The organism is Siphonobacter aquaeclarae (assembly GCF_900103285.1).
GTDB classification, from domain to species: domain Bacteria; phylum Bacteroidota; class Bacteroidia; order Cytophagales; family Spirosomataceae; genus Siphonobacter; species Siphonobacter aquaeclarae.
Genome location: NZ_FNGS01000002.1, coordinates 573,655 through 596,294, shown reverse-complemented (window position 1 = coordinate 596,294; position 22,640 = coordinate 573,655). Strand labels below are relative to the sequence as shown.

At 54.0% G+C, this 22,640-nt stretch carries 16 protein-coding genes; 9 read left to right on the top strand and 7 right to left on the bottom strand.

Annotated features, from left to right (window positions below):
* Positions 1 to 8: 8 nt before the first annotated feature.
* Positions 9 to 3,149, bottom strand: coding sequence for a SusC/RagA family TonB-linked outer membrane protein (locus tag BLR09_RS05995; protein WP_093199061.1), 3,141 nt, complete (start codon positions 3,147 to 3,149; stop codon positions 9 to 11).
* A gap of 421 nt (positions 3,150 to 3,570) precedes the next feature.
* Between BLR09_RS05995 and BLR09_RS05990 the strand changes: the two genes are divergently transcribed.
* The gene (locus tag BLR09_RS05990; protein ID WP_093199057.1) at positions 3,571 to 5,505 is read left to right on the top strand and encodes an ABC-F family ATP-binding cassette domain-containing protein; all 1,935 of its coding nucleotides are present in this window, start codon (positions 3,571 to 3,573) and stop codon (positions 5,503 to 5,505) included.
* 87 nt (positions 5,506 to 5,592) lie between these two features.
* The gene (locus BLR09_RS05985) at positions 5,593 to 6,888 is read left to right on the top strand and encodes a type IX secretion system plug protein (protein ID WP_093199054.1); all 1,296 of its coding nucleotides are present in this window, start codon (positions 5,593 to 5,595) and stop codon (positions 6,886 to 6,888) included.
* A 52-nt stretch (positions 6,889 to 6,940) separates the two neighbouring features.
* Here the strand turns inward: BLR09_RS05985 and ychF are convergent, their stop codons facing one another.
* Entirely contained in the window at positions 6,941 to 8,044 is a 1,104-nt protein-coding gene (gene ychF / locus BLR09_RS05980; protein WP_093199051.1) for a redox-regulated ATPase YchF, read from the bottom strand.
* A gap of 156 nt (positions 8,045 to 8,200) precedes the next feature.
* Complete coding sequence (locus tag BLR09_RS05975; protein ID WP_093199049.1) at positions 8,201 to 8,521, bottom strand: DUF3276 family protein; 321 nt, start codon at positions 8,519 to 8,521, stop codon at positions 8,201 to 8,203.
* Positions 8,522 to 8,903: 382 nt separating this feature from the next.
* Here BLR09_RS05975 and BLR09_RS05970 point away from each other — a divergent pair, with 382 nt between their 5' ends.
* The 3 genes from BLR09_RS05970 to BLR09_RS05960 all read left to right on the top strand — a co-directional run bounded on the left by BLR09_RS05970 (position 8,904) and on the right by BLR09_RS05960 (position 11,701).
* Positions 8,904 to 9,410 (top strand): septal ring lytic transglycosylase RlpA family protein, encoded by a 507-nt coding sequence (locus tag BLR09_RS05970; RefSeq protein ID WP_093199046.1) that lies wholly within the window; start codon positions 8,904 to 8,906, stop codon positions 9,408 to 9,410.
* 477 nt (positions 9,411 to 9,887) lie between these two features.
* Positions 9,888 to 10,793 carry a DUF58 domain-containing protein gene (locus BLR09_RS05965; RefSeq protein ID WP_093199042.1) on the top strand — a complete coding sequence of 302 codons (906 nt, stop codon included), beginning with the start codon at positions 9,888 to 9,890 and terminating at the stop codon, positions 10,791 to 10,793.
* A gap of 56 nt (positions 10,794 to 10,849) precedes the next feature.
* Positions 10,850 to 11,701 carry a sugar phosphate isomerase/epimerase family protein gene (locus BLR09_RS05960; protein WP_093199039.1) on the top strand — a complete coding sequence of 284 codons (852 nt, stop codon included), beginning with the start codon at positions 10,850 to 10,852 and terminating at the stop codon, positions 11,699 to 11,701.
* A 52-nt stretch (positions 11,702 to 11,753) separates the two neighbouring features.
* Here the strand turns inward: BLR09_RS05960 and BLR09_RS05955 are convergent, their stop codons facing one another.
* Entirely contained in the window at positions 11,754 to 13,196 is a 1,443-nt protein-coding gene (locus tag BLR09_RS05955) for a redoxin domain-containing protein (RefSeq protein WP_093199036.1), read from the bottom strand.
* Between the two features lie 99 nt (positions 13,197 to 13,295).
* On the opposite strand from BLR09_RS05955, the gene BLR09_RS05950 reads away from it, so the two are divergent.
* Positions 13,296 to 14,057 (top strand): YdcF family protein, encoded by a 762-nt coding sequence (locus BLR09_RS05950; RefSeq protein WP_176785471.1) that lies wholly within the window; start codon positions 13,296 to 13,298, stop codon positions 14,055 to 14,057.
* Positions 14,058 to 14,123: 66 nt separating this feature from the next.
* On the opposite strand, the gene pfkA is transcribed toward BLR09_RS05950, so the two are convergent.
* The gene (gene pfkA, locus BLR09_RS05945; RefSeq protein ID WP_093199031.1) at positions 14,124 to 15,098 is read right to left on the bottom strand and encodes a 6-phosphofructokinase; all 975 of its coding nucleotides are present in this window, start codon (positions 15,096 to 15,098) and stop codon (positions 14,124 to 14,126) included.
* Positions 15,099 to 15,424: 326 nt separating this feature from the next.
* Between pfkA and BLR09_RS05940 the strand changes: the two genes are divergently transcribed.
* Complete coding sequence (locus tag BLR09_RS05940; RefSeq protein WP_093199029.1) at positions 15,425 to 16,978, top strand: DUF5723 family protein; 1,554 nt, start codon at positions 15,425 to 15,427, stop codon at positions 16,976 to 16,978.
* Between the two features lie 65 nt (positions 16,979 to 17,043).
* Here the strand turns inward: BLR09_RS05940 and BLR09_RS05935 are convergent, their stop codons facing one another.
* Together BLR09_RS05935 and hslU are read right to left on the bottom strand one after the other, a co-directional pair.
* On the bottom strand, positions 17,044 to 17,382 hold the full coding sequence (locus tag BLR09_RS05935) for a DUF3592 domain-containing protein (protein WP_093199026.1): 339 nt from the start codon (positions 17,380 to 17,382) through the stop codon (positions 17,044 to 17,046).
* Between the two features lie 5 nt (positions 17,383 to 17,387).
* A complete protein-coding gene (gene hslU / locus BLR09_RS05930; RefSeq protein ID WP_093199023.1) occupies positions 17,388 to 18,767 on the bottom strand; it encodes an ATP-dependent protease ATPase subunit HslU in 1,380 nt (459 codons plus the stop codon).
* Between the two features lie 134 nt (positions 18,768 to 18,901).
* Between hslU and BLR09_RS05925 the strand changes: the two genes are divergently transcribed.
* Both BLR09_RS05925 and mrdA read left to right on the top strand, forming a co-directional pair.
* Entirely contained in the window at positions 18,902 to 20,452 is a 1,551-nt protein-coding gene (locus tag BLR09_RS05925) for an acyl-CoA carboxylase subunit beta (RefSeq protein WP_093199020.1), read from the top strand.
* A 246-nt stretch (positions 20,453 to 20,698) separates the two neighbouring features.
* Complete coding sequence (mrdA, locus tag BLR09_RS05920; protein ID WP_093199017.1) at positions 20,699 to 22,633, top strand: penicillin-binding protein 2; 1,935 nt, start codon at positions 20,699 to 20,701, stop codon at positions 22,631 to 22,633.
* Positions 22,634 to 22,640: the final 7 nt, after the last annotated feature.

Here is a 22,640-nt window from a genome sequence, read left to right as displayed (position 1 = left end):
GAAAGGGATCAGAACTTCAGGTTGATACCGGCCAGCAGCGTTTTCGGTTGCGGAGGCGTATAGAAGTCATACCCCTGCGCTACGCTCGACGTGAAGTCATCGGAGTTGACTTCCGGATCCCATCCCTTGTAATTGGTGAATGTCGCCAGGTTTTGTCCGGTAACATAGATCCGGACGCCGCTGAGCTTCCAGCGGCTGACGAGGGCCTTCGGCAGGTTATACCCGAGCGTTACCGTTCTCAGGCGGAGGTAAGAACCATCCTGCAGGTAGCGGCTGGATGCCTGGTTGCCATTCGAAGCATACAAACGGGCTTCCGGTACGTTCGTTTTGGTATTGGTCGACGTCCAGGCTTTCAGCTGATCAGCCGTCTGGTTATCTTCATAGATACCGTTTGCGGAAGAGTACTGACCCACACCGTAGAAGTTGATCTTGTTTCCGGAAACACCGTTGAAGAAGATACTCAGGTCGATGCCTTTGTAGGAGAACGTGTTGGTGATACCTCCCGTCAGCGTCGGAATACCCTTGCCAAGAACAACCCGTTGAGCCTGGGAATACACGTTCGTCGTCGAACGGTCGATTGTGCCATCCGCGTTAGTCGTGTTTTTGTAGAACAGGGCATCTCCCGTGGCAGGATCCACCCCGGCATATTCCCGCCCGAAGAAGGTGGCAATCGGCTGGCCTTCCACTGCGCGGCTCATGCTCTGAATACCGGTTTCAATGATCTGTCCCTGGATGTTCGTTACCTTGTTCTGGTTGGTTGCCAGGTTGAGGCTAGTAGTCCACTGGAACGCGCCGACGATGTTCTGGGAGTTGATGACCAGTTCAAAGCCCTTGTTTTCCAGGTTACCGACGTTGCGCGTCTGGGTCAGGAAGCCGGATGTTGCCGGTACGTTGACATTCAGGAGAAGGTCAGACGTCTTCTTGATGTAATAATCGACTTCCCCGTTGATGCGGTTGTTAAAGAAACCGAAGTCGATTCCGATATCTGTCTGTGCCGTTGTTTCCCACTTCAGGTTCGGGTTGGCAAGCTGCGACGGCGCCTGCCCGCCGTTTCCGGCGTAATTGGCAGATGTATACAGGCCGAGCGCAGGGAAGTTTCCGATTTCGGCGTTACCTGTCAGGCCGTAGCTGCCGCGCAGTTTCAGGAAGCTCAGGAAGGTACTGTTTTTCAGGAAGCTTTCTTCGGAAAGTACCCAGCCGGCAGAAGCCGCCGGGAAGAAACCGTATTTCGAGTCCTTACCGAAACGGGAAGAACCATCGATCCGTCCGCTCACAGACAACAGGTAACGATCATTGAACTTGTAGTTCGCACGCAGGAAGTAGGAGAGGAACCGGAAATTGGTTTCTTCCGAGCTACCCGCTGAAATCGTACCGGCGTTGGCCATCATCCGGTAGGCATCTGACGGGAAGTTGATCCCGGATACCGAGTTGGCGCGTGTCTGGGAATTCTGATACGACATCCCGAGCGTCGCGCCCAGAGCGTGCAGGCCGGCGAACGTCTTGTCAAAATTGAAGTAGTTGTTCGTGCTGTAGTTGGCTACGCCGGTGAACAGGTTGTCGCCGCTGCCCTTCGTCAGGCCGGTTACCCGGTACGTCTTCGAGTTGAAGTACCGCTCTTCCTGCTGTGAAAGGAGGTCGATCCCGAGTTCGGAACGGAAACGCAGGTACGGCAGGATGTTGATTTGCGCGTACACGTTGGTCAGGTTCCGGACAACAGCCTGGCTCTGACGGGCGTTGGCCTTGTTGATCACCGGGTTGTAATACAGCGGCAGACCGCCGTTGCCTGGAAGGGTACCGACAGGCAGGCCGGTTTCGGGGTCAATTGCCGGTGTCAGCGGCGTCAATGCAGAAGCCTGGAGCGGGTTGGAGAACGAGTTATCTCCCGACAGGCGCTTGTTGAATGTCCGCGCGAGGTTCATGCTCGCCCCAATGGAAAGGACATTGGATACTTTGTGATCCAGGTTGATCCGTCCCGAGAAACGCTCGAAACTATTGCCGATGATCGTACCGGTCTGGCCGAGGTACTGACCGGAAATAAAGAACGAAGTTTTTTCATTTCCGCCGGAGAACGTCAGGTCCGCCTGCTGTGAACCGGCATTCTTGTTGAAAATCTGATCCTGCCAGTCGGTCTGAACCGTAATGTTGTTCGAAGACTGGAGGAGTTTTGTGAAATCCGTGCCGTTGTTGAGCGCGTCGTTAACGCCTTTGTTGAACGTTCCGAGCGAATAGATTTCGAAGAACGATTCCATGTAGGCAGAGTAGGAGTTCGGATCGCTCGGATCGTCGCCGAGACGACGGTCGCGGTTAGCCGCAGCCATCCGGTAAAAATCCACATACTGCTTTCCGTTGAGGAAGGGTACCTTCCGGCTCGGATTGCTGACGCCTACCTGGTAGTTAAAGGAAACGTTGGTCTTACCCGCCGTACCGCGTTTGGTCGTGATCAGAACGACGCCGTTTGCTGCCCGTGAACCGTAAATGGCTGCAGCAGAAGCGTCTTTCAGGATTTCGACCGACTCTACGTCGTTGAAGTTGATGTCGGCCATCGGGTTGGTCGCTCCGCCGAAGCTCGACTGATCAGCCGACGTAACCGGTACGCCGTCTACCACGTACAGCGGCTGGCTGCTCGCACTCAGGGAAGACGCGCCCCGCACCCGTACCTGGATGGCCTGGCCGAGTTTCCCGCTGCCGGCGTTGATCTGGACGCCGGCCGCCCGGCCCTGGAGAGCCGATTCGATGCTGGTAACCGGAACATTCGAGATTTCCGACGATTTGATTTTGGCGATATTACCGGTGACGTCCCGCTTGATCTGCTGGCCGTATCCGGTAACCACTACTTCCGAGAGTTCCTTCGCGTCCGAAGAAAGCTCGACGTTGATAACCGTCTGAACACCCACGACCACCTCCTGTTTCTGCATTCCCACGAAGGAATAGACAAGGGTGGCATTGTTGGGAACGGCAATGCGGTAATTGCCATTGGCATCGGTGTTGACCCCGGCGCTGGTTCCTTTGACTTGCACGCTCACGCCGATCAGCGGCGTGCCGTCATCCGATGAAGTGACTTTTCCTGTCACAAATCTGTCCTGGGCGTAAACAGAAAACCCGGTGAACAGAGCTGCCAGAAGGAAGCTGAGATGTAATAGTTTTCGCATTTGGTTATGATTAAGGATTCACGGTTAACACAAACATAGTTAGAAATTGCGGACGCAATCAATGAATTAGGTTATCAAAATAATTTAAAAATGACTTTGGGGAATTAGTGGAATGCCAGAAGGACGTTCTGAAAATAATACTTTCAGTGGAATTTTGTTCTGAAAAGGAGGTTTGATTGTAGTTTTTCCTGTTGGAAAGCGCGCTTCCTCAGATACCTGCCTGACAAAAAAAGAGGGGTAGGTATTTGTCGAAAGTGGGTTATAGGAACGATTTTAAGCATACGTACGGATTTTTGCAACCTGTCCGGAAGTTTTTACGGATCAGCCGCCCGGATATGCACCTCAACTGTGACTTATCCCCGATCTGTCGTAATTTCGCCTTTCATTGGGAAAAGGCCCGTTCGCCATCCCCTCCATTTGTATGCTTTCCATTTCGAACCTGAGTTTCTATTTCGGGAGCCGCGCCCTCTACGACGAGGCCTCCCTCCATATCAAACCCAAGGACCGGATCGGCCTCATCGGCGCGAACGGTACCGGGAAATCGACCCTGCTCCGGCTGATTGTCGGCGAGTATACGCCCGACGAAGGCAGTATTTCCAAGTCCGGCGATTGCACCATCGGGTTCCTCAACCAGGACCTGCTCAGCTATGAGTCAGAGGAGTCAATTCTGACCGTCGCCCTCCAGGCGTTCGAGCGGGAAATGGTCCTGCAAAAGAAGATCGACGAGGTACTCCACGAAATGGAGACCAACTACCGCGACGAGCTCATCGACCAGCTGGCCAAGTACCAGGAAGAGTTCGAAGCGCTCGACGGCTATACCGTTCAGTCCAAAGCAGAAGAGATCCTTGAAGGGCTCGGGTTTAAAACTGCCGACCTGCAAACGCCCCTCAAGCTGTTCTCCGGAGGATGGCGTATGCGCGTCATGCTCGCCAAACTCCTGCTTCAGCGCCCCAGCCTGCTGCTGCTTGATGAGCCTACCAACCACCTTGACCTTCCGAGTATCGAGTGGGTGGAAAGCTATGTCCGCAACTACGAAGGCGCGGTCATAATTGTCTCGCACGACCGGTACTTCCTCGACAACTGCGTCAACGCCATTGTTGAAGTAACCGGCGGCAAGCTCAATTACTACCCCGGCAACTATTCCTTCTTCATCGAGGAAAAAGCCCTTCGCAACGAAATCCAGCGCGGGGCCTACGAGAACCAGCAGGCTAAAATCCGGCAGACCGAGCGCTTTATCGAGCGGTTCAAGGCCAAGGCCAGCAAGTCGCGCCAGGTGCAAAGTCGGGTCAAGGCACTGGAGAAGATGGATTTTGTCGACGAGGTCATTGATGAAACCGCCCGCGTCAACTTCAAATTTACCCTCGCTACCCAGCCCGGGAAGCATATTTTCCAACTGGAAGATACCTCCAAGGCTTACGGAGACAAACGGATTCTGACGCATACCGATGCCTACGTCGGTCGCGGCGATAAAGTCGCGCTCATCGGCGCCAACGGAAAGGGGAAATCGACTATGCTCCGCATCATCGCCGGAACAGAGCCGGTTGAAGGAAAGCGGACAACCGGCCACAACGTTGCCTTCGCTTTTTATGCCCAGCACCAGCTGGAAGCGCTTGACGTCGAAAATACCATTCTCGACGAACTCCGTCAGATGGGATCGAATAAAACGGAAGCCCAGCTGCGGAGTATCCTCGGGTGCTTCCTGTTTTCCAACGATGACGTTTTCAAGAAAATCAAGGTACTCTCCGGAGGGGAAAAATCCCGCGTGGCCCTGGCCAAGATGCTCCTTTCCGAGGCGAACTTTCTGCTGCTGGATGAGCCCACCAACCACCTTGACATGGTTTCGGTGAACATCCTCATCCAGGCGCTTCAGCAGTATGAAGGAACCTATGTCATCGTGTCGCACGACCGGTACTTTGTCTCGGAAGTAGCGAATAAGATCTGGTATATCGAAGACGAACAGATCAAGGAATATCCCGGAACATACGACGAGTATGTCATCTGGCAGCAGGACCGCGAAGCCGCGCGCAAAGCCGGTGTCGAACCGGCGCCGGTGGCTGCTCCGAAAGCGGCCGCGCCGAAGCCTGTTGTGAACGAGTCAGACGCCGAAAAGAAGCAACGCCAGCAAAAGCTGAAAAAACTCCAGCAGGAAGTAGGCGAACTCGAAGCGAAGGTCGAAGAACTCGAGGCGAAGAAAAAAGCCGCAGAAGAAAAGCTGGCAGACCCGGCCGTTTACGGAAATCAGGTCTCTTTTGCCGATCACCAGAAAAGCTACGACGCCGTCCGGCAGGAGCTGAGCCGCGTCAACGACTCCTGGGAAGAGAAAATGCTGGAACTGGAATCCCTGGAAAACAACTAACCGCAAATCCCGTTTTGGGAAAGGCACCGGGCGCGCCTGCCGCGACCCGGTGCCTTTTGTATATTTACCCCGAACAAGGACCAAGCAATGAAATTTTTCACCTCCCTTCTGATGGCCGTCGGCCTGATCTTTCTCGTCAATCACCTGATTGCCCAGGCGATCGAGAACCGGAAGCCAGCAGGCCTGATCTTCGAGGATTTTATATACGACGAAGCGCTGAAAAGCCCGCTGCTGTATCCGACAACCGGTGGCGCCAATGCAAACGGTACGCTTCAGCCGCCTATACTCAACCTGGCAGGCGGCGGTACGCTGCGGACGGAGTTCGACTGGCTCGGGCGCGAACAGCCCTCGTTTAAGGCGAAGATTATTCATTGCAATGCCGACTGGCAGAAGTCGGCTCTCAACGACGTCGAATTCCTCCCGGACTTTAACGAGTTTCCTATTTACGACGTCCGCATCGCGCAGGGTACGAAAGTCGGCTATTCGCATTATTCCCTGGAACTGCCCCGCGTGAAGCTCAGCGGTAATTACCTGCTGGTTGTATACAAAGGGCGGCGGGAAACGGACGTAGTCTTCTCGCGGCGGTTTATGGTATATGATCCGCAGATTTCGGCTGGCGGGCGCGTCAGTTTCGCACAGGACGTTTCCCGGCGGAATACCCATCAGCAGGTCGATTTCAGCCTGAAATATGGAAGCTATCCGGTGCTCAATCCCCGGCAGGACCTGTATGTGGTCCTTCGGCAGAACTTCCGGTGGGACCGCCAGGTAGCCGGATTGAAACCCTACATGCTGAGCGAATTTGACCGGACCGTTGAGTACCGTTTTTTCAACAACGAAAACATGTTCCCGGGCGGCGCCGAGTTCCGGATTTTCGATATCCGGAGCCGGCTCGCAAAAGGGGTAGGGGTAGCCCGGCTGGAGTCGCAGCCCGGTTTCAATGCCGTGACATTGTATCCGGACGATCCCCAGGCCGGAAAAACCTATATGCAGACGGAGGATCTCGACGGGCAGTTCGCTATTTCCACGCGGGATGATTTTGGTGATCCGGACTATTTCCCCGTCACCTTCACCCTAAAAATGCCGGAGCGGGATGACAAGCGGACGCCGTATGTACTCGGTGCTTTTAACTTCTTCGAACGGACGGGAGCGAATCAGATGCACTATGACGCTGCTGCGGAAGGGTACCAGGCGACCATTCTGGTCAAACAGGGCGTTTACAATTACACCTATACCGTTCCGGACGCTGCCGGAAAAATCTCCAACGACGCCGAAATAGAAGGAAGCTACTCCCTGACCCGGAATACATATGAAATTTTTGTATACCACCGGTCGCCCGGAAGCCGGGCTGACCAGCTCGTCGGTTACCAGGTACTACACAATTAGGCATAAAAAAAGCCCCGGTGATGGCCGGGGCTTTTTTTATGGTCCGAAACAATCAGACGTTGAAACGGAAGTGCATGATGTCTCCGTCCTGCACGATGTATTCTTTTCCTTCCACAGCCATTTTACCGGCGTCCTTGATCGCCGCTTCGGTCTTGTACTGGTCGTAATCGGCCAGCTTGATGACTTCGGCACGGATGAAACCCCGTTCGAAATCGGAGTGAATCACACCTGCTGCCTGCGGCGCTTTCCAGCCCCGGCGGATGGTCCAGGCACGTACTTCCTTCTCCCCGGCCGTGAAATAGGTAATCAGGTTGAGAAGTCCGTAGGAAGCGCGGATGAGCTTGCTGAGACCGGACTCTGTGAGGCCGTATTCTTCGAGGAACATGGCGCGCTCGTCGAGGTCTTCGATTTCGGCGATCTGCGCTTCAATAGCTGCGCAGATGACGATTACTTCGGCGCCTTCCTCAGCGGCGGCGGCACGGAGCTGTTCGACATACTCGTTGGTGCCGGCAGCCAGGCTGGTTTCGTCGACATTCGCGACGTAGACAACCGGCTTGATCGTAAGCAGGTGAAGGTCAGCCACAGCGAGACGCTCTTCGTCGCTGACGTCGACCGTCCGGGCTGATTTACCCTGTTCGAGTACTTTCTTGTACCGGTGGAGTACTTCCACTTCGGCCTTGGCTTTGGCATCGCCGCTGGTGCGGGCCGCCTTTTCGATCCGCTGGAGTTTTTTGTCGACTGATTCGAGGTCCTTCAGCTGAAGCTCGTAGTCGATGATTTCTTTATCAGAGACGGGATTGACACGGCCTTCGACGTGGACGATGTTGTCGTCCTCGAAGCAGCGTACGACGTGGATCACGGCGTCTACTTCCCGGATGTTGGCAAGGAATTTGTTACCGAGACCGGCGCCCTGGCTGGCGCCTTTGACGAGGCCGGCGATGTCGACAAACTCGATGATGGTCGGGATAATGCGCTGGGGATTCACCAGGCGTTCGAGTACGCGGAGACGATCATCGGGTACTTCGACGACGCCGACGTTCGGCTCGATGGTGCAGAAAGGATAGTTGGCCGCTTCGGCCTTGGCACTCGATATGGCACTGAACAGCGTAGACTTTCCGACATTGGGCAGGCCTACGATTCCGCATTGCAAACTCATAAAGGAACAATCAAATTTGGAGGATAGCCGGGCGCTGCCGGCAGCAGCTTCCCGAACGAGGCCACAAAGGTACAAACAAAAAAGCCTTCGCGCTGCAAAGGCTTTCTCCACTATTCCGTGTAAGTGTCAGATCATTCAGTCAAAAGGAGAGGTAGATTATTCCCATTTCAGATCACTGCGGTATTCGTCTTCTTCCTCACGGGCTGCGAATTGAGAGAAATCAAATTCGGGCATCAGTTCCGTCTTCACGTGGTCAACGGCATTTTTCAGTGCATCCACGAACTTGTCAAAATCTTCCTTGTAGAGGAACATCTTGTGTTTTTCGTACGCAAACCCATCTCCCTGAGGATACCGACGACTTTCAGTGATGGTAATGTAGTAATCGTTGGCACGGGTGGATTTCACGTCGAAGAAATAGGTCCGCTTCCCAGCCTTTACACGTTTCGAGTAGAGCTCTTCTCGTTCTTTTTCAGCCACAATGTTGGAAGTTTATGGTTTGAGTCGCTCGTAAAAATAGAAAGAAAGCGTTTCGTCGCAAAACAATCGGGAAAAATATGGCACTTATTTTGCAGGTGATTGGGGAACAAAAGCCACAAAATCGACTGCAAAACGGACGTTTATCCGAATTTAATATGCCTGAAAGCTAGGTTAAAAAAAGTAACCACGGGCAAAAAAAGCGCTCATGTCGTAGTACATAAGTACGGAAGAATAGGACGAAACCGCGGAGCGCTTGGCGGTTTAGAAATCATGTCTTACGTTTGTAGCCGAACTCTACTCAGTTCCAGGCATTTTTGCCGAGTGCTCCTACCGCTGCTGAAGCATATCGTTATTGTTCTTTGAACCGCAAAACGAACTGCCTATGAATGTATGGACACGTAGAGCGGTAGCCATTTCGCTACTGAGCCTGAGTATTTTCCCATGCATTGGCCAGGCACACTACAAAGTGTATTACGACAAGTACCCGCAGGTGAAGAAACCCCTCGGAAAGTCGTACCTCGGTCATGCAACTTTCTACGGAAAGAAATACTTTGGCAAAATCACGGCCAGCGGCGAACGACTCAAGAACGGTACCTGCGCGCATAAGACGCTTCCGTTCGGTTCCATGCTGGAAGTGACGAATCTCAAAAATGGCCGTAAAACCATCGTCAGAGTGATTGACCGTGGGCCATTCGGAAAGAACAGAGACGTTGATCTTTCCTTTGACGCCGCTAAAAAATTGGGGATGACCCTGGCTGGTGTCGCCAAAGTACAGATTCGGGTTATCGGCCTGAATGGAATAGTACTAGTCCGGCCCGATGAATATCTCCTCGAGGAAGCCTCCACGATTACCGCACGGGCGGACATGGCAGCACAACGAGTAGATTAAGTTTGAGGGAGGTACACATCGTGTACCATTTACATGTTTCAGCAGCAGTGTTTTTATCACCGCAATCTGTGAACAGTGGTGCAGGAATAACTGGTTCAGTTCCTGCTAGCTTTCGACAGGTTGCGGTTTTTTGTTGGCGGGCGGCGGGCGGTTGTCAGCTATCGGCTTTAGGCTGTAAGCGATAGGCTTTAGGATTGGGGAGAGAAAAGCGTCTGGTAGTCAATGCGCTGACACATTTTGCCATCATCCTCCATCTTCTTTTTTTCTTCCAATTCTTTTTTGGGAGCGCATACGCTGCGACGTAAAGCAGACGACTTTCAGTCTCCCGCGTAAACCCACCGGTGATCAGCCTTCTTTTCTACGAAAAAATCATTTGTTTTATCCTCAGGAAACGCCGGTCGGCCGTGGTCTGCCTAAAGCCTATCGCTTACAGCCTAAAGCCGATAGCTAACAACCGACCGCCGAAAGCCAACACCTATGCTCCTCGAACTGGATAAAGTCCGTGAATACGGCAACATCGAATTTCTGGCCCGGCAGCTTGTCGAAGGTTTCATCACCGGTTTGCATAAATCGCCTTTTCACGGATTTTCGGTGGAATTTGCCGAACACCGCTTGTATAATACCGGTGAGAGTACCCGGCACGTCGATTGGAAGGTTTTTGCCAAAACCGACCGCCTGTATACCAAACGGTACGAGGAAGAAACCAACCTGCGCTGCCACCTCCTCGTCGATACCTCGTCTTCGATGTACTACCCCGAAAAGACCCGTGGCAAGATCGTCTTCAGTATCCTCGCCGCCGCCGCGCTCGCACACTTGCTCCAGCGGCAGCGCGATGCCGTGGCGCTGACGACCTTTTCGGAAGATATCGAAGTACAGACGCCGATCCGGTCGACGCCGTCTCATATTCATAAAATCTTCCTGCAACTTCAGCACCTGCTCGATCACCCGGTACCGAACCGGAAAACGGCTGTAGCGGACGTCATTCACCAGATCGCCGAGCAGATTCACCGGCGCTCGCTGGTGATCATTTTTTCAGATATGTTTGATGATATCGAGCAGGCCGACCGGCTGTTTTCCGCCCTGCAGCATCTCAAGCACAACCGGCATGAAGTACTGCTTTTCCACGTGACGGATCGCAGAACGGAAGAGGAGTTTGCTTTCGAAGACCGTCCCTACGAGTTTATCGATCTCGAAACGGGCGAAAAACTCCGTGTGCAGCCGGGACAGGTGAAGGAACAGTACCAGCAGGCCATCCGGAAGTTTTACTACGAATTGCGGATGAAATGCAACCAGTACAAAATCGACTTCATCGAAGCGGATATCGCCCGGGGCCTGGATCAGGTACTCTCGGCTTACCTCGTCAAACGCACGAAAATGCGCTAGCCGGTTGAGGGAAAGCGCCGCCGGTTGTCGTCCCATTGGTAATTACCTCCTTGCTCATGATTCGACATCTACTCGCCGCATCGCTTCTCGTTGCCGGAATCGGTTCGCCCGTCTCCGCACAAAGCAAAAAGCCTCTGTTTCCCGAAAAGCCGGGTATGGTTTCGTATACGTATCGCCACAGCTTTCAGAAAGACGTGGCCGCTACCCTGGATACCATCAAGGCGTTCGGTATTACCGACATGGAGTTTTCCAACCTGTTTGGCCGGAAGGCGACTGATATCCGTGCTGCGCTGGATGCCCGCGGTATGAAATGCTCTTCTTACGGCACCAACTACGCCGATCTGATGGAAAAGACCGCTGAAATCGCCGGTATCGCCAAAGAACTGGGAGCACAGTTTGTCCGGGTAGCGTGGATTCCCCACAGCGGCCCGTTTACGCTTGCAATGGCCGATAAAACAGTCGAAGACTTTAACCGTGTCGGGAAGATTCTCCGTGAACAGTACGGCCTTACGTTTTGCTACCACAACCACGGGTATGAGTTTGAACCACATGGAGACGGTACCCTGTTCGACTACCTCGTTCAGAAAACCCGTCCCGAAGACGTCAGTTTTGAGATGGATATTCTCTGGACGTTCTTCCCCGGACATGATCCCGCCAAACTGCTCAACAAGTACGGAAAGCGTTTCCAGCTCATGCACCTCAAAGATCTCCGGAAAGGAGTCACGGGAAACCTCTCGGGTGGTACGCCGGTGGAAAACGACGTCGCGCTTGGTACCGGGCAGCTTGACCTCCCGACGATCCTGAAAGCCGCCCGCAAAGCCGGCGTGAAGCATTACTACATCGAAGACGAAAGTCCCAATATCCAGAAACAGGTACCGCAAAGTATCGCATACCTGAAAAGCCTGTAACGCAAAAGCGGCTGCCTCTTACCGGGGCAGCCGCTTTTGCGTTACAGGCTTTTCACGACTTTCCTTTCTTCGCCTGTTGCTCCAGAAGGAAGGCGAAATACCGGTCCAGTTCTTCGGCAGGTATTTTGCGGGCGACGATCTTCTTGTCTTTGTCGAGAATGTAAATCGTCGGGGTAGACTGCGCATCAAACGTCTTCAGGTAATCGGTGTAGTAAACCGTCTTGCCGTTAGCGTCCTTGTGAATATCTATTCCGTTCGTAAATTCCTGAATACCAAACTCCCGGATAAATTTGAGCCAGTCTTCTTTCGAGCGGCGCAGGTCGGTGGCGAAGATACGGACGCCCCGGCTTTTGTATTTCTGGTAAAATGTTTTGATGTGCGGCATGGCGTCGCGGCAGTGCCCGCAATCGTCTGAATAAATAAGCAGGACGGTATAAGTCGCGGGAAGGTCATGCAGCGTCAGCTCTTTGCCGGTTGTATCGGTCTGGTACATGTTCGGAATGACCTTTCCGACGAGCAGCGGCTTCATGACAGCGATACGCTGGCGGAAATTGGAAACGGTACTGGTATCCCACAATGCCGGCTCGCCGAGGTAGTACTTCTCGCCCATGTGTACAAACATACCTTCCACGCCGACCAGCTTCGATTGTTCATAGGTACTGGTGATGCGGTAGGCGATGAAGCGCCGCATGTCGCGTCCTTTTGCTTTGGCCATCCAGCGGTCCGCTTCCTTCGTAAGAGAATCCGGAACCTGATAGACAAGGTTTTCGAAGTAATAGTCCAGTTTTTGCTGGATAAAGGGAGTGCGGAGCAGCCGATCGTCCGTCAGGTCAAGCCCGTCGAGGTAATGCTGCTTGTAATACCGGAACGAAAAGGTCGAATCCGGCCGGCCATTGGGCAGGAGCGGGGCGGGCGGGATTTCGGGCTCGGCGGCAGCCTGGAAAAACTTCGCGGTGAGGGAGCCGGTATTGGTTTTGATAAACTGCTTGCGGAATTCGCCCATTTCCTTTTGCAGTGCTTTCAGTTTTTCCGCTTTTGCCGGATCGGGATGCGCTTTCTGCTCTTCGCTGAGGGCTTTGGCCTGGTCGAACCGGTTTTGCATTTGCTGATTAAAGCTGTAAAACAGTTCGTTTTCCTTCGAGCCGGTGACTTTCATTCGACGGGGCGGATTACCGTCCCGCACACTTTCCACGTCTGTCACCAGTTCAAAGTGCTGATCGGCATCTACAACCACGTCAAACAATCTCCATTGAGCGATAGAAATGACGTAAAGCCCTTCGTCGAGCTTCTTTTTTCCTTCGAAAATAATAGTACCCTGTGCATCGGCTTTGGCGGTGTCCTGCACGAAAAACTGTCCTTTTCCAAGGCCGGTGTAGTAGGCGAGGTAGCAGGTACTGTCGCGCAGGCCGCGGACCTGAGCGGCGATCCGGTAGCCGGTCTGGGCAAAAGCCGATCCGGAAACAGTCAGAAGAATGGCAAAAAGTAAGAAACGCATAGGGTAAATCGGGTTATGCCGCCAAAGGTAGTGGTTACATTGAAAATTGTTGAGCAACTTCGCCACCGGGGCCGGTTCCTTTTTAAACGCCCGTACGCTATGTTTTTTGTTCTCTCGAAGCTGTTTTTCTACCTGTTGATGCCGGTGACAATCGCGTTCTACGGCCTGATATATGCCTTATGGACCAGGTCGCCGCGGCGAAAGCAGCGTGCGGTCGTTTTTACGGCTGTCTGGTTGTTCGCCTGCAGCAATCCGTTTCTGGTGAACGAGCTGGCGCGTGTATGGGAATATCAACCGGTGGTATTGAGACAGGGAGAAGTATTTGACGTCGCAGTAGTACTAACCGGCGGGACCGTCGAAAAGCGGGGAGACAAGACGTATTACAGCAAAACTGTCGATCGGATTCTGCAACCCCTCTTGCTCTACAAAGAAGGGAAAGTCCGGAAAATCCTGATTTCGGGTGGCTCAGGGCTCGTCAGTACCCAGGCGGATTCGCTGTATGAAGGGCGTGCACTGGCGGATTTACTGCGGATTTCAGGTGTGCCGCCGGAAGACATTCTGCTGGAGGGCCGGTCCCGCAATACCCATGAAAATGCGCTCTTTACCAAACAGGTACTGACCCGTACACCGTATCGGAAGGTTCTGCTGGTGACTTCGGCATTTCACATGCGCCGTGCCGTCGGTTGTTTCCGGAAAGAGGGAATAGAGGTGCGGCCGTATCCGGCAGATTTCTTCTCAACCGATCCCGAGCTGACTGTCGATCAGGTTCTCATGCCTCACGAACAGACATTTCACGAATCCTATATCATAGCCCGTGAAATCCTGGGATACCTGGTATACCGCCTGGCAGGATACGTGTAGCCGGGCAACAGCATTCCACCGGACGGTGACAAGACACCTTCCGGTGGAGAATAACCCGGCACGAAATCAGGAAAGGATGTGCACCATCCGGAGCAGGTCGTCCGAAATGGGCTTATCCTTGGTAATACATTCGATAAACGGCGTGTACGTCAGGCGGTTGTTGATGATACCGACCATGACGTTCTTCTGTCCGCGGAGCAGCCCTTCGAGTGCGCCGAGGCCGAGGCGGCTGGCCAGGATGCGGTCCTGAGCCGTCGGAGCGCCACCGCGCTGCACGTGGCCGAGGGTGGTTACCCGGATATCCACTTCCACATCGATTGTCTTCTTGATCTTTTCGGCGATTTCCGTTGCGCGACCTTCTTTTTCGCCTTCCGCCACGACAACGATCGAAGAGGATTTCTTCTTCACGAAGCCCTGCTTGAGGGTTTTGATCACGGCAGAAACCGGTTCGGAAGCGTTTTCGGGTACGACGACAAACTCAGCGCCGCCGCCGATACCTGACTGAATAGCGATATAACCCGAATCGCGGCCCATTACTTCGATAAAGAAGATCCGGTCGTGCGAGTCAGCCGTATCACGGATTTTGTCAATGGCGTCGAGCGCGGTGTTGACAGCCGTGTCATATCCGATCGTAAAATCGGTACCGTAAAGGTCGTTATCGATGGTGCCGGGTGCGCCGACAGTCGGAATCTTGAATTCGTTGAAGAAGATATCCGCGCCGGTGAAGGTACCGTTACCGCCGATGGCGACCAATCCTTCAATACCGAGTGCCTTCAGGTTTTCATAGGCCTGCTGGCGGCCTTCGGGTGTCGTGAATCGGCGGGAACGTGCGGATTTGAGAATGGTTCCTCCGCGCTGTATGATGTTGGAGACATCGCGGGATGTCATCGGATGAATGTCGCCTTCGATCATGCCGCTATACCCCCGCCGGATGCCGAACACTTCCACCTTGTGATACATGGCTCCCCGTACTACGGCCCGGATGCAGGCATTCATGCCAGGAGCATCCCCTCCGGAGGTAAAAATTGCGATACGCTTCATATGTGTGGTCAAGCCAGTGTTTAAATTATTTTGTTTCAAATGGGATTTCGAAAATTTTCAATAGGAGAATAAGTAACCGGCTGCAAATTTACATCTTCTTTCGCTCTATTCTCTTCCTGAACTTGAAAAATCGAAGACTTCATAGTAATTTAATAAGAATCACCTCCGTTTTCTGAGTAATTACGTACATCTCTGTGTACTTTCTTAAGGTTGGCTATTGAGGCTCCGGCGTACAGTTCCTGCCGGAAATACCGTAAATTGCAACCCGCTTTCCGCGACATTTCACCTTTGTCTATTGTATCCATAGTATCCGCAGGGACCTGTGCATGAAGAGAGCTTTTGTCTGTATTTCTATTTTTCTGGAGGGATTGGCCTGTCCTGCGGAAGCGCAGTACCTGATGGGGCAGAGCAGCAGTAACTATGCCGGCGTTCACGGCGTTTACCTGAACCCGGCGCTGGCTGCCGACTCCCGCATGAAGGTGCAGGTCCACCTGGCCGGTTTTGAATCCTATCTCTATAACAACTACCTCGTCTGGGAAGCGCCGTATTCCATGTTCAGCATGATGACCAACTCCGTGTCATCGGAATACCGCGGCCCCCGGAAAGGCATTGTCTTCAACGACCAGGAATACCTCCGCGAAAAACTCAACGGGCACGCCAAGCACGCCCGCGCCGGCGGGCAGATTATCGGCCCCGGCGTACTGGTTACACTCAACGATAAAAACGCGATCTCGGTCAACTCCCGCCTGCGGGTAGGCGCGGCCGTTACCCGTACCACGGAGTCTGTCGCCCGCCTTCTCCGAAACGGTACCACCAATGATACCCGCATTATGCCGGAAGATTTCGGCACGCAGCTCCACGCCAACACGAACGGCGTCGCGGAGTTTTCGGCGACATATGCGCGCGTACTGCTTGATAATGAGGAAGAATTCTGGAAAGCGGGGGTGACGGTCAAACGATACGTCGGCCTCCATCAGGGCCACCTGCACGGTACCGGCATCGATTATAGCTATGTTCCGGACCCCGACGACCCTACCCGGGGAAACGTCCTGCTGAAAAACGTTTCGGCGCAATACGGGATCACGGGAGACGGCGGTTTTCAGGACTTCCGGCCTACGCCGGCCTGGCTGCTCGGCAATGCCGCTCCCGGTTCAGGCTGGGGCGCCGATATCGGTTTGGTGTATGAATACCGGCCGGATGTCCGTAAATATTCCTACCGGGAGAGAGGCGCGGTCCGGCGCGACGCCAGCCGCAACAAATACCTCTATCGAATCAGCGTTTCCCTGCTGGATATAGGCAGGATGACCTATAAAAATCCGACCTACCAGAATGCCTACCGCCTGACCCGGCAAAACCGCCTGATCGACGAGAACAACTTCGGCAACCTCCAGGGAAGTGATAGTTTCGTACTGGCGCTCAACGAAACCCTCGGCGCCTCCGAAGCTGATCGCGTCAACGTCTTCCGCGTCTCCATGCCGAAGAGTTTCCAGGCGAGTATCGACTACCACCTGCAGGACAATTGGTATGCCAACGCCACGCTGATCCATAGCTTCGCGTCAAACAGCCAGCCGGCGTTTACGATGCCGTCAGTCGTGGCCGCTTCCCTGCGCTATGAATCCAAATGGCTCGACGTGACGGTACCGGTTTCACTGGCTGACAATTATACCCGGCCCACGCTGGGCATCGGCGCCCGGGCCGGTATCTTTTACATCGGCTCGGACAATGTGTTGCCAACGTTCAATATCGGCAACCCGAAAGGAATGGAGTTTTATTTCGGGGCGATGATACCCATCTTCCGGAAAGCGCCGGAATCGAACCTGAAATGCTACCCGGAAGAACGCGGCGGCTTGTTCAGAGGACTCTTCCGCCGGAAAGGCTAGGCATCTGCCAACTATAAAAAAACCTCCGGAAATCGCTTCCGGAGGTTTTTTTATCTCGGCAAAAATCAGCCGTTGATCAACCCGACGCCAACCAGCATCAACCCGCTGCCGAGCAGAAGGAAGAATACCGGCGTCAGCCAGACGGCCGTCGGCGAGTCAGGACGGGCCTGACCGGGATTCGCCAGGGCGTAGCGCACCGGAATCCGGCGGCCTTCGAGGTTTGTCCGGGTGATTTTCAGGGCATAGGTTTTCTCTCCGACTTCGTAGCGGAGCTGGCCTTCGCCGACCAGGCCGGCTGCCCGACCTGTGGTACGGAGCCATTTTCTGCGCTTTTGGAGAATCGTCCATCCGACCAGGAAAGCGATCGCGCCGACGAGAATGAGGATAACACCGAAAACAATCATGCAGGTTACAGAATATACTGGCTAAGGTCGCGGTTTTGAACGAGACCTGCCAACCGGTTCTCGACGAGTTCTTTCGTCACCACGACGTGGGCATTCGGTCCGATGGCGTCGGGAATGTCAAACAAGACGTCATTCAACAGCTGACTGACAACGGTTTGCAGACGACGTGCGCCGATGTTTTCCACTTCAGTATTGAGGCGGAAAGCGACGTCGGCCAGGGCTTCGAGCGCCTCGTCATTGAAAGATAATTCGACACCTTCTGCTGCCAGCATTGCTTCGTACTGCCGGGTCAGGGCGTTTTTCGGCTCACGCAGGATCCGGACAAAATCTGCCCGGGTAAGGGGCTGCAGCTCAACACGGATCGGAAAACGTCCCTGCAATTCCGGAATGAGATCGCTGGGTTTGGCGACGTGAAAAGCGCCTGCTGCGATGAACAGAATATGATCGGTCTGGATGACGCCGTACTTGGTGTTGACAGTAGATCCTTCCACAATCGGAAGCAAGTCCCGCTGCACGCCTTCCCGGGAGACGTCCGGCCCGGAGCCGCCGCTTTTGGCCGCTACCTTGTCGATTTCGTCAATAAAGATCATGCCGAGGTTTTCTGCCTTCCGGATCGCTTCTTCCTTGACCTCGTCCATGTCGATGAGCTTCGACGCCTCTTCTTCCAGCAGGATGCGTTTGGCTTCGCCGATGGTGACTTTACGCTTTTTGCGTTGTTTGGGCATCATGCCAGACAGCATTTCCTGAATGTTCATCATGGAGCTGTCGTCGATGGGTCCGCCCATCACGCCGATGTTGGGAGCGGCGCTTTGCTGGACGTCGATTTCGATTTTGCGCGCGTCGATCTCTCCGTTCCGGATTTTTTCCCGGAAGCGCTCCCGCGTACGCTCGTTCAGCTCCGCGTCGGACGTGGATTCGTTGGGTTCCTGAGAAGGTTGGAACCCGGTCGGCTGGCGCACAGCCGGAATCAGGGCGTCCAGGATAGCATCTTCCACGGCCTGCGCGGCGCGCTCCTTCACAGATTCCTTTTTGGCGGCGCGTACCATGTGTACGGCCTGTTCGACGAGGTCGCGAACCATGCTCTCCACATCCCGGCCTACGTAACCTACTTCGGTAAACTTGGAAGCTTCGACTTTGGTAAAGGGCGCGTCGGCCAGTTGGGCCAGGCGTCGGGCGATTTCGGTTTTTCCGCAACCGGTAGGGCCGATCAGGAGGATATTGTTGGGCATGATTTCCCGTTGCATTTCTGCCGGGGCGTTCATGCGCCGCCAGCGGTTACGCAGGGATATCGCCACATTTTTCTTCGCTTCCTGCTGGCCGATGATGTATTTGTCCAGCTCCGCCACGATCTGGCGGGGCGTTAAGGCTTCCAGGTTCTTTGCCATCCTGTTTTCGGTCAATAGGGTCACAAGAAAACACTAATTTTCCTCTGACACCCAACTTAACTGGTCTATTATGTACTTTGCGGATAGAAAAAAGTGTTCTCAACTCCTCAAATCCTCAAATCCGAATACCATCCGTGAGTACGATTGCAGAAAAGTTTGCCGAGCTGGCCCGGAAGAATGCTGAAGCCGAACAGGGTGGAGGTGCGAAACGCATTGAAAATCAACATCAGAAAGGCAAACTGACGGCCCGCGAACGAATCGGGTTGCTGATGGACGAAGGCAGTTTCGAAGAGATCGGAAAATTTGTCATGCACCGGAGCCGCGACTTCGGTCTCGACCGCGAACACTACCTCGGAGATGGCGTTGTGACAGGTTACGGGACCGTTGCCGGACGGCTGGTCTATGTTTTCGCGCAGGATTTTACCGTCTTCGGTGGCGCACTCAGCGAAACGCACGCCGAGAAAATATGCCGGCTGATGGACCTGGCCCTGAAAAACGGTGCGCCGCTGATCGGCCTGAACGATTCCGGCGGAGCGCGTATTCAGGAAGGGGTGGTTTCGCTGGCAGGGTATGCCGATATCTTTTACCGGAATACGCTGGCATCCGGCGTTGTTCCACAGTTTTCAGCGGTGATGGGCCCCTGCGCGGGCGGCGCGGTTTATTCTCCGGCGATTACGGATTTTATCCTGATGGTGGAGAATACCAGTTATATGTTTGTAACCGGTCCGAATGTCGTCAAAACCGTCACCAACGAAGAAGTAACTTTCGAGGAGCTCGGCGGGGCGAGTACCCACAGCCATAAATCCGGCGTAGCGCATTTTTCCTGCGAAAACGAGGTAGTAGCCATTCAGTACCTGAAGCAACTGCTGAGCTACGTCCCGCAAAATTGTGAAGAGGAAGCTCCCCGCGTACCCTATGAAGCCGGAAACGAAAAACGTCCGGCCCTCAATACCCTCATTCCCGAAAACGCAAACCAGCCGTATGATATCAAGGAAGTGATCGAAGCCGTCGCCGACGAAGGAACGTTCTTCGAAGTACATAAGAATTTCGGAGAGAATATTGTCGTTGGGTTTGCCCGGCTCGCAGGCCGCAGCATCGGTATTGTGGCGAACCAGCCGGCGGTACTGGCAGGTGTTCTCGATATCAAAGCCAGTGAAAAAGCGGCCCGGTTTGTCCGCTTCTGTGATTGCTTCAATATTCCATTGCTTGTGTTTGAAGATGTGCCGGGTTTTCTGCCGGGAACGGACCAGGAATGGAACGGTATCATCAAAAACGGCGCGAAACTGCTGTATGCGTTTTGCGAGGCGACCGTGCCGCGTATCACCGTCATTACCCGGAAGGCGTACGGCGGTGCTTATGACGTGATGAATTCCAAGCACATCGGCGCGGACATGAACTATGCCTGGCCGTCTGCCGAAATCGCCGTCATGGGTGCGAAGGGAGCATCCGAAATCATCTTCAAGCGCGAAATTGCCGCGGCAGAAGACCCTGAAGCAGCGCTGGCAGAGAAAGTCGCCGATTACACCGAAAAATTCGCCAATCCTTACCGGGCGGCGTTTCGCGGGTATATCGACGAAGTCATCCTTCCGGAAGAAACCCGTGAAAAACTCATCCGCGGGTTTGCGATGCTGGAAAACAAAGTAGATACCCGTCCCCGGCGCAAGCACGGGAATATCCCGCTCTGACAGGATACCAGACTAACTGCCGCCCGGCGCCTCCCGAAGCTTCTTTCGGGGGGCGCCGGGCGGTTTGCTTGGGTGGTTTCGTCGCGTAAAATATACTTGCCCGGCTGTCCGTTACCCTTACCGAAAGCCTCGCCGGCGGTGCCAAATAAAATTTTATGAAGATTGGGGATCGGGCTTGTCAAATCCTCAAAAAAGGTCAAATTTTGTGTGGAAAATGGTCTGATTTAGAGGGATTGTCGGGGAAATATGCAAGAAGTTAAAAAGCGAATCATACAGGGAGTAGTGGTGCTGGTGGCCATTATCTACCTCGCTAAGTTGTTCTACCTACAGGTTATTGACGAGGGATACTCGGAGGCGGCTGTCGACAACGCGATCGAACAGGTTGTCCAGATTCCGTATCGCGGTCAGATCTACGACCGGAAGGGTCAGCTCATCGTCTACAATACGCCTACTTACGATATTTACGTCACGCCGAAAAAGGTCAAAATTCAGGACACGCTTCGCCTGTGTAACCTGCTGGGGCTGTCGAAGTTTCAGTTTGACAGCATGTTTACCATCGCCCGGACGTATTCCAAGTTCAAGCCGTCGCTGTTTATGCGGCAGTTGTCCGTCGAGGACTTCGCCCGCGTGCAGGATGCCATGGTTGATTATCCCGGCTTTACCTTCGAAACCAACGCTTTCCGGACGTATAACACGACTGCGATGGCGAATACCCTGGGGTACGTCGCAGAGGTCAGTCCCAAGCAGCTGGAAGAGCAGGAGGAGGCCGGGGAGGATTACTACCGGCAGGGCGACTACATCGGAAAAAGCGGGCTGGAACGGTTTTACGAAGATATCTTACGGGGAAGACGCGGTGTCAAGTACATCATGAAGGATGTGCACGGCGTGGTAAAAGGCCCGTGGAAAGGCGGCGAAATGGACGTTTCCCCGGTAGCGGGCAAGAACCTGTATACCTCGATCGACCTGGACCTTCAGCAGTATGCCGACAGCCTTTTTGTCAACAAATCGGGGAGTATGGTGGCGATTGATCCGGCTACAGGAGAAATTCTGGCGATGGTATCGTCCCCTTCCTACGATCCCAAGCTTCTGGCCGGAAGAAACTATTCGAAAAACTATGCCCGCCTGGCGCTCAATCCGTATAACCTGTTGTTGAACAGAGCGTTGCAGGGGTTGTACCGGCCGGGGTCGACGTTCAAGACCGTCGAAACCGTAGTCGGCCTGGAAGAAGGAGCGATTACCCCGGGTACCGTACTCGGTCACTCCGGCATCCGGATGAACTGCCACTGCGGACGTAGCTCGAGCGATCTTCATACCGCCATCCAGCGTTCCTGCAACCCGTATTTTTACCACGTATTCCGGAGAATCATCTACCACAACGACGAGCGCGATCCCTTTAAGGCGTCTAAGGTAGGTCTTCAGAAATGGAGCGAACGTGTAGCCAAATTTGGCATCGGCCAGAAGCTCGGCGTGGATCTTCCCTACGAAAAGAAAGGACTGTTGCCTGATGTAGAATACTACAACAAGCGAAATAAAGGCGAGTATTCCTGGAAGTTTTCCAATATCTATTCGGTTGGTATCGGAGAGGGTGAGCTGCTCGTCACGCCACTCAAACTGGCCAACGTCGCGGCGATCATCGCCAACCGCGGGTGGTATATTCCGCCGCACATTGTCCGGGCCATCGGAAGTCCGAAAGGGGAACCGCTGCCGGAATTCAAGGTGAAACATTCCGTCGATATTGAGCAGCGCCACTTTGAAACGCTGATTTCGGCGATGTACGACGCCATCAACAGCCCGGTGACGGTACCGGCGCGGTACGTCGTCCGGGATATCGAAGCCTGCGGAAAGACCGGGACGTCCCAGAACAAAAAAGGGCAGGATGATAACTCCGTTTTCATCTGCTTCGCGCCGCGGAATAATCCGAAGATTGCGATTGCGACGGTGGTCGACTACGGTCGCTGGGGTGGCGTTACCGCTGCACCGATCTCGATGCTGGTTGCGGAGCGGTACCTGAAAGGGTATACCACCAATAAGGCTGCGGAAGCGGAAATGAAGGCCAAGTACCTGCTTCGCCTGCCCAACGCGCCGAACAGCAAACCGAAGCCGGATACGACGAAACAGCAGAAGCCGCTCGTTGCCGCGAAAAAGGTAACCGGCCCGCTCGTTTCCCATACGAAACCCTGAAACTTCC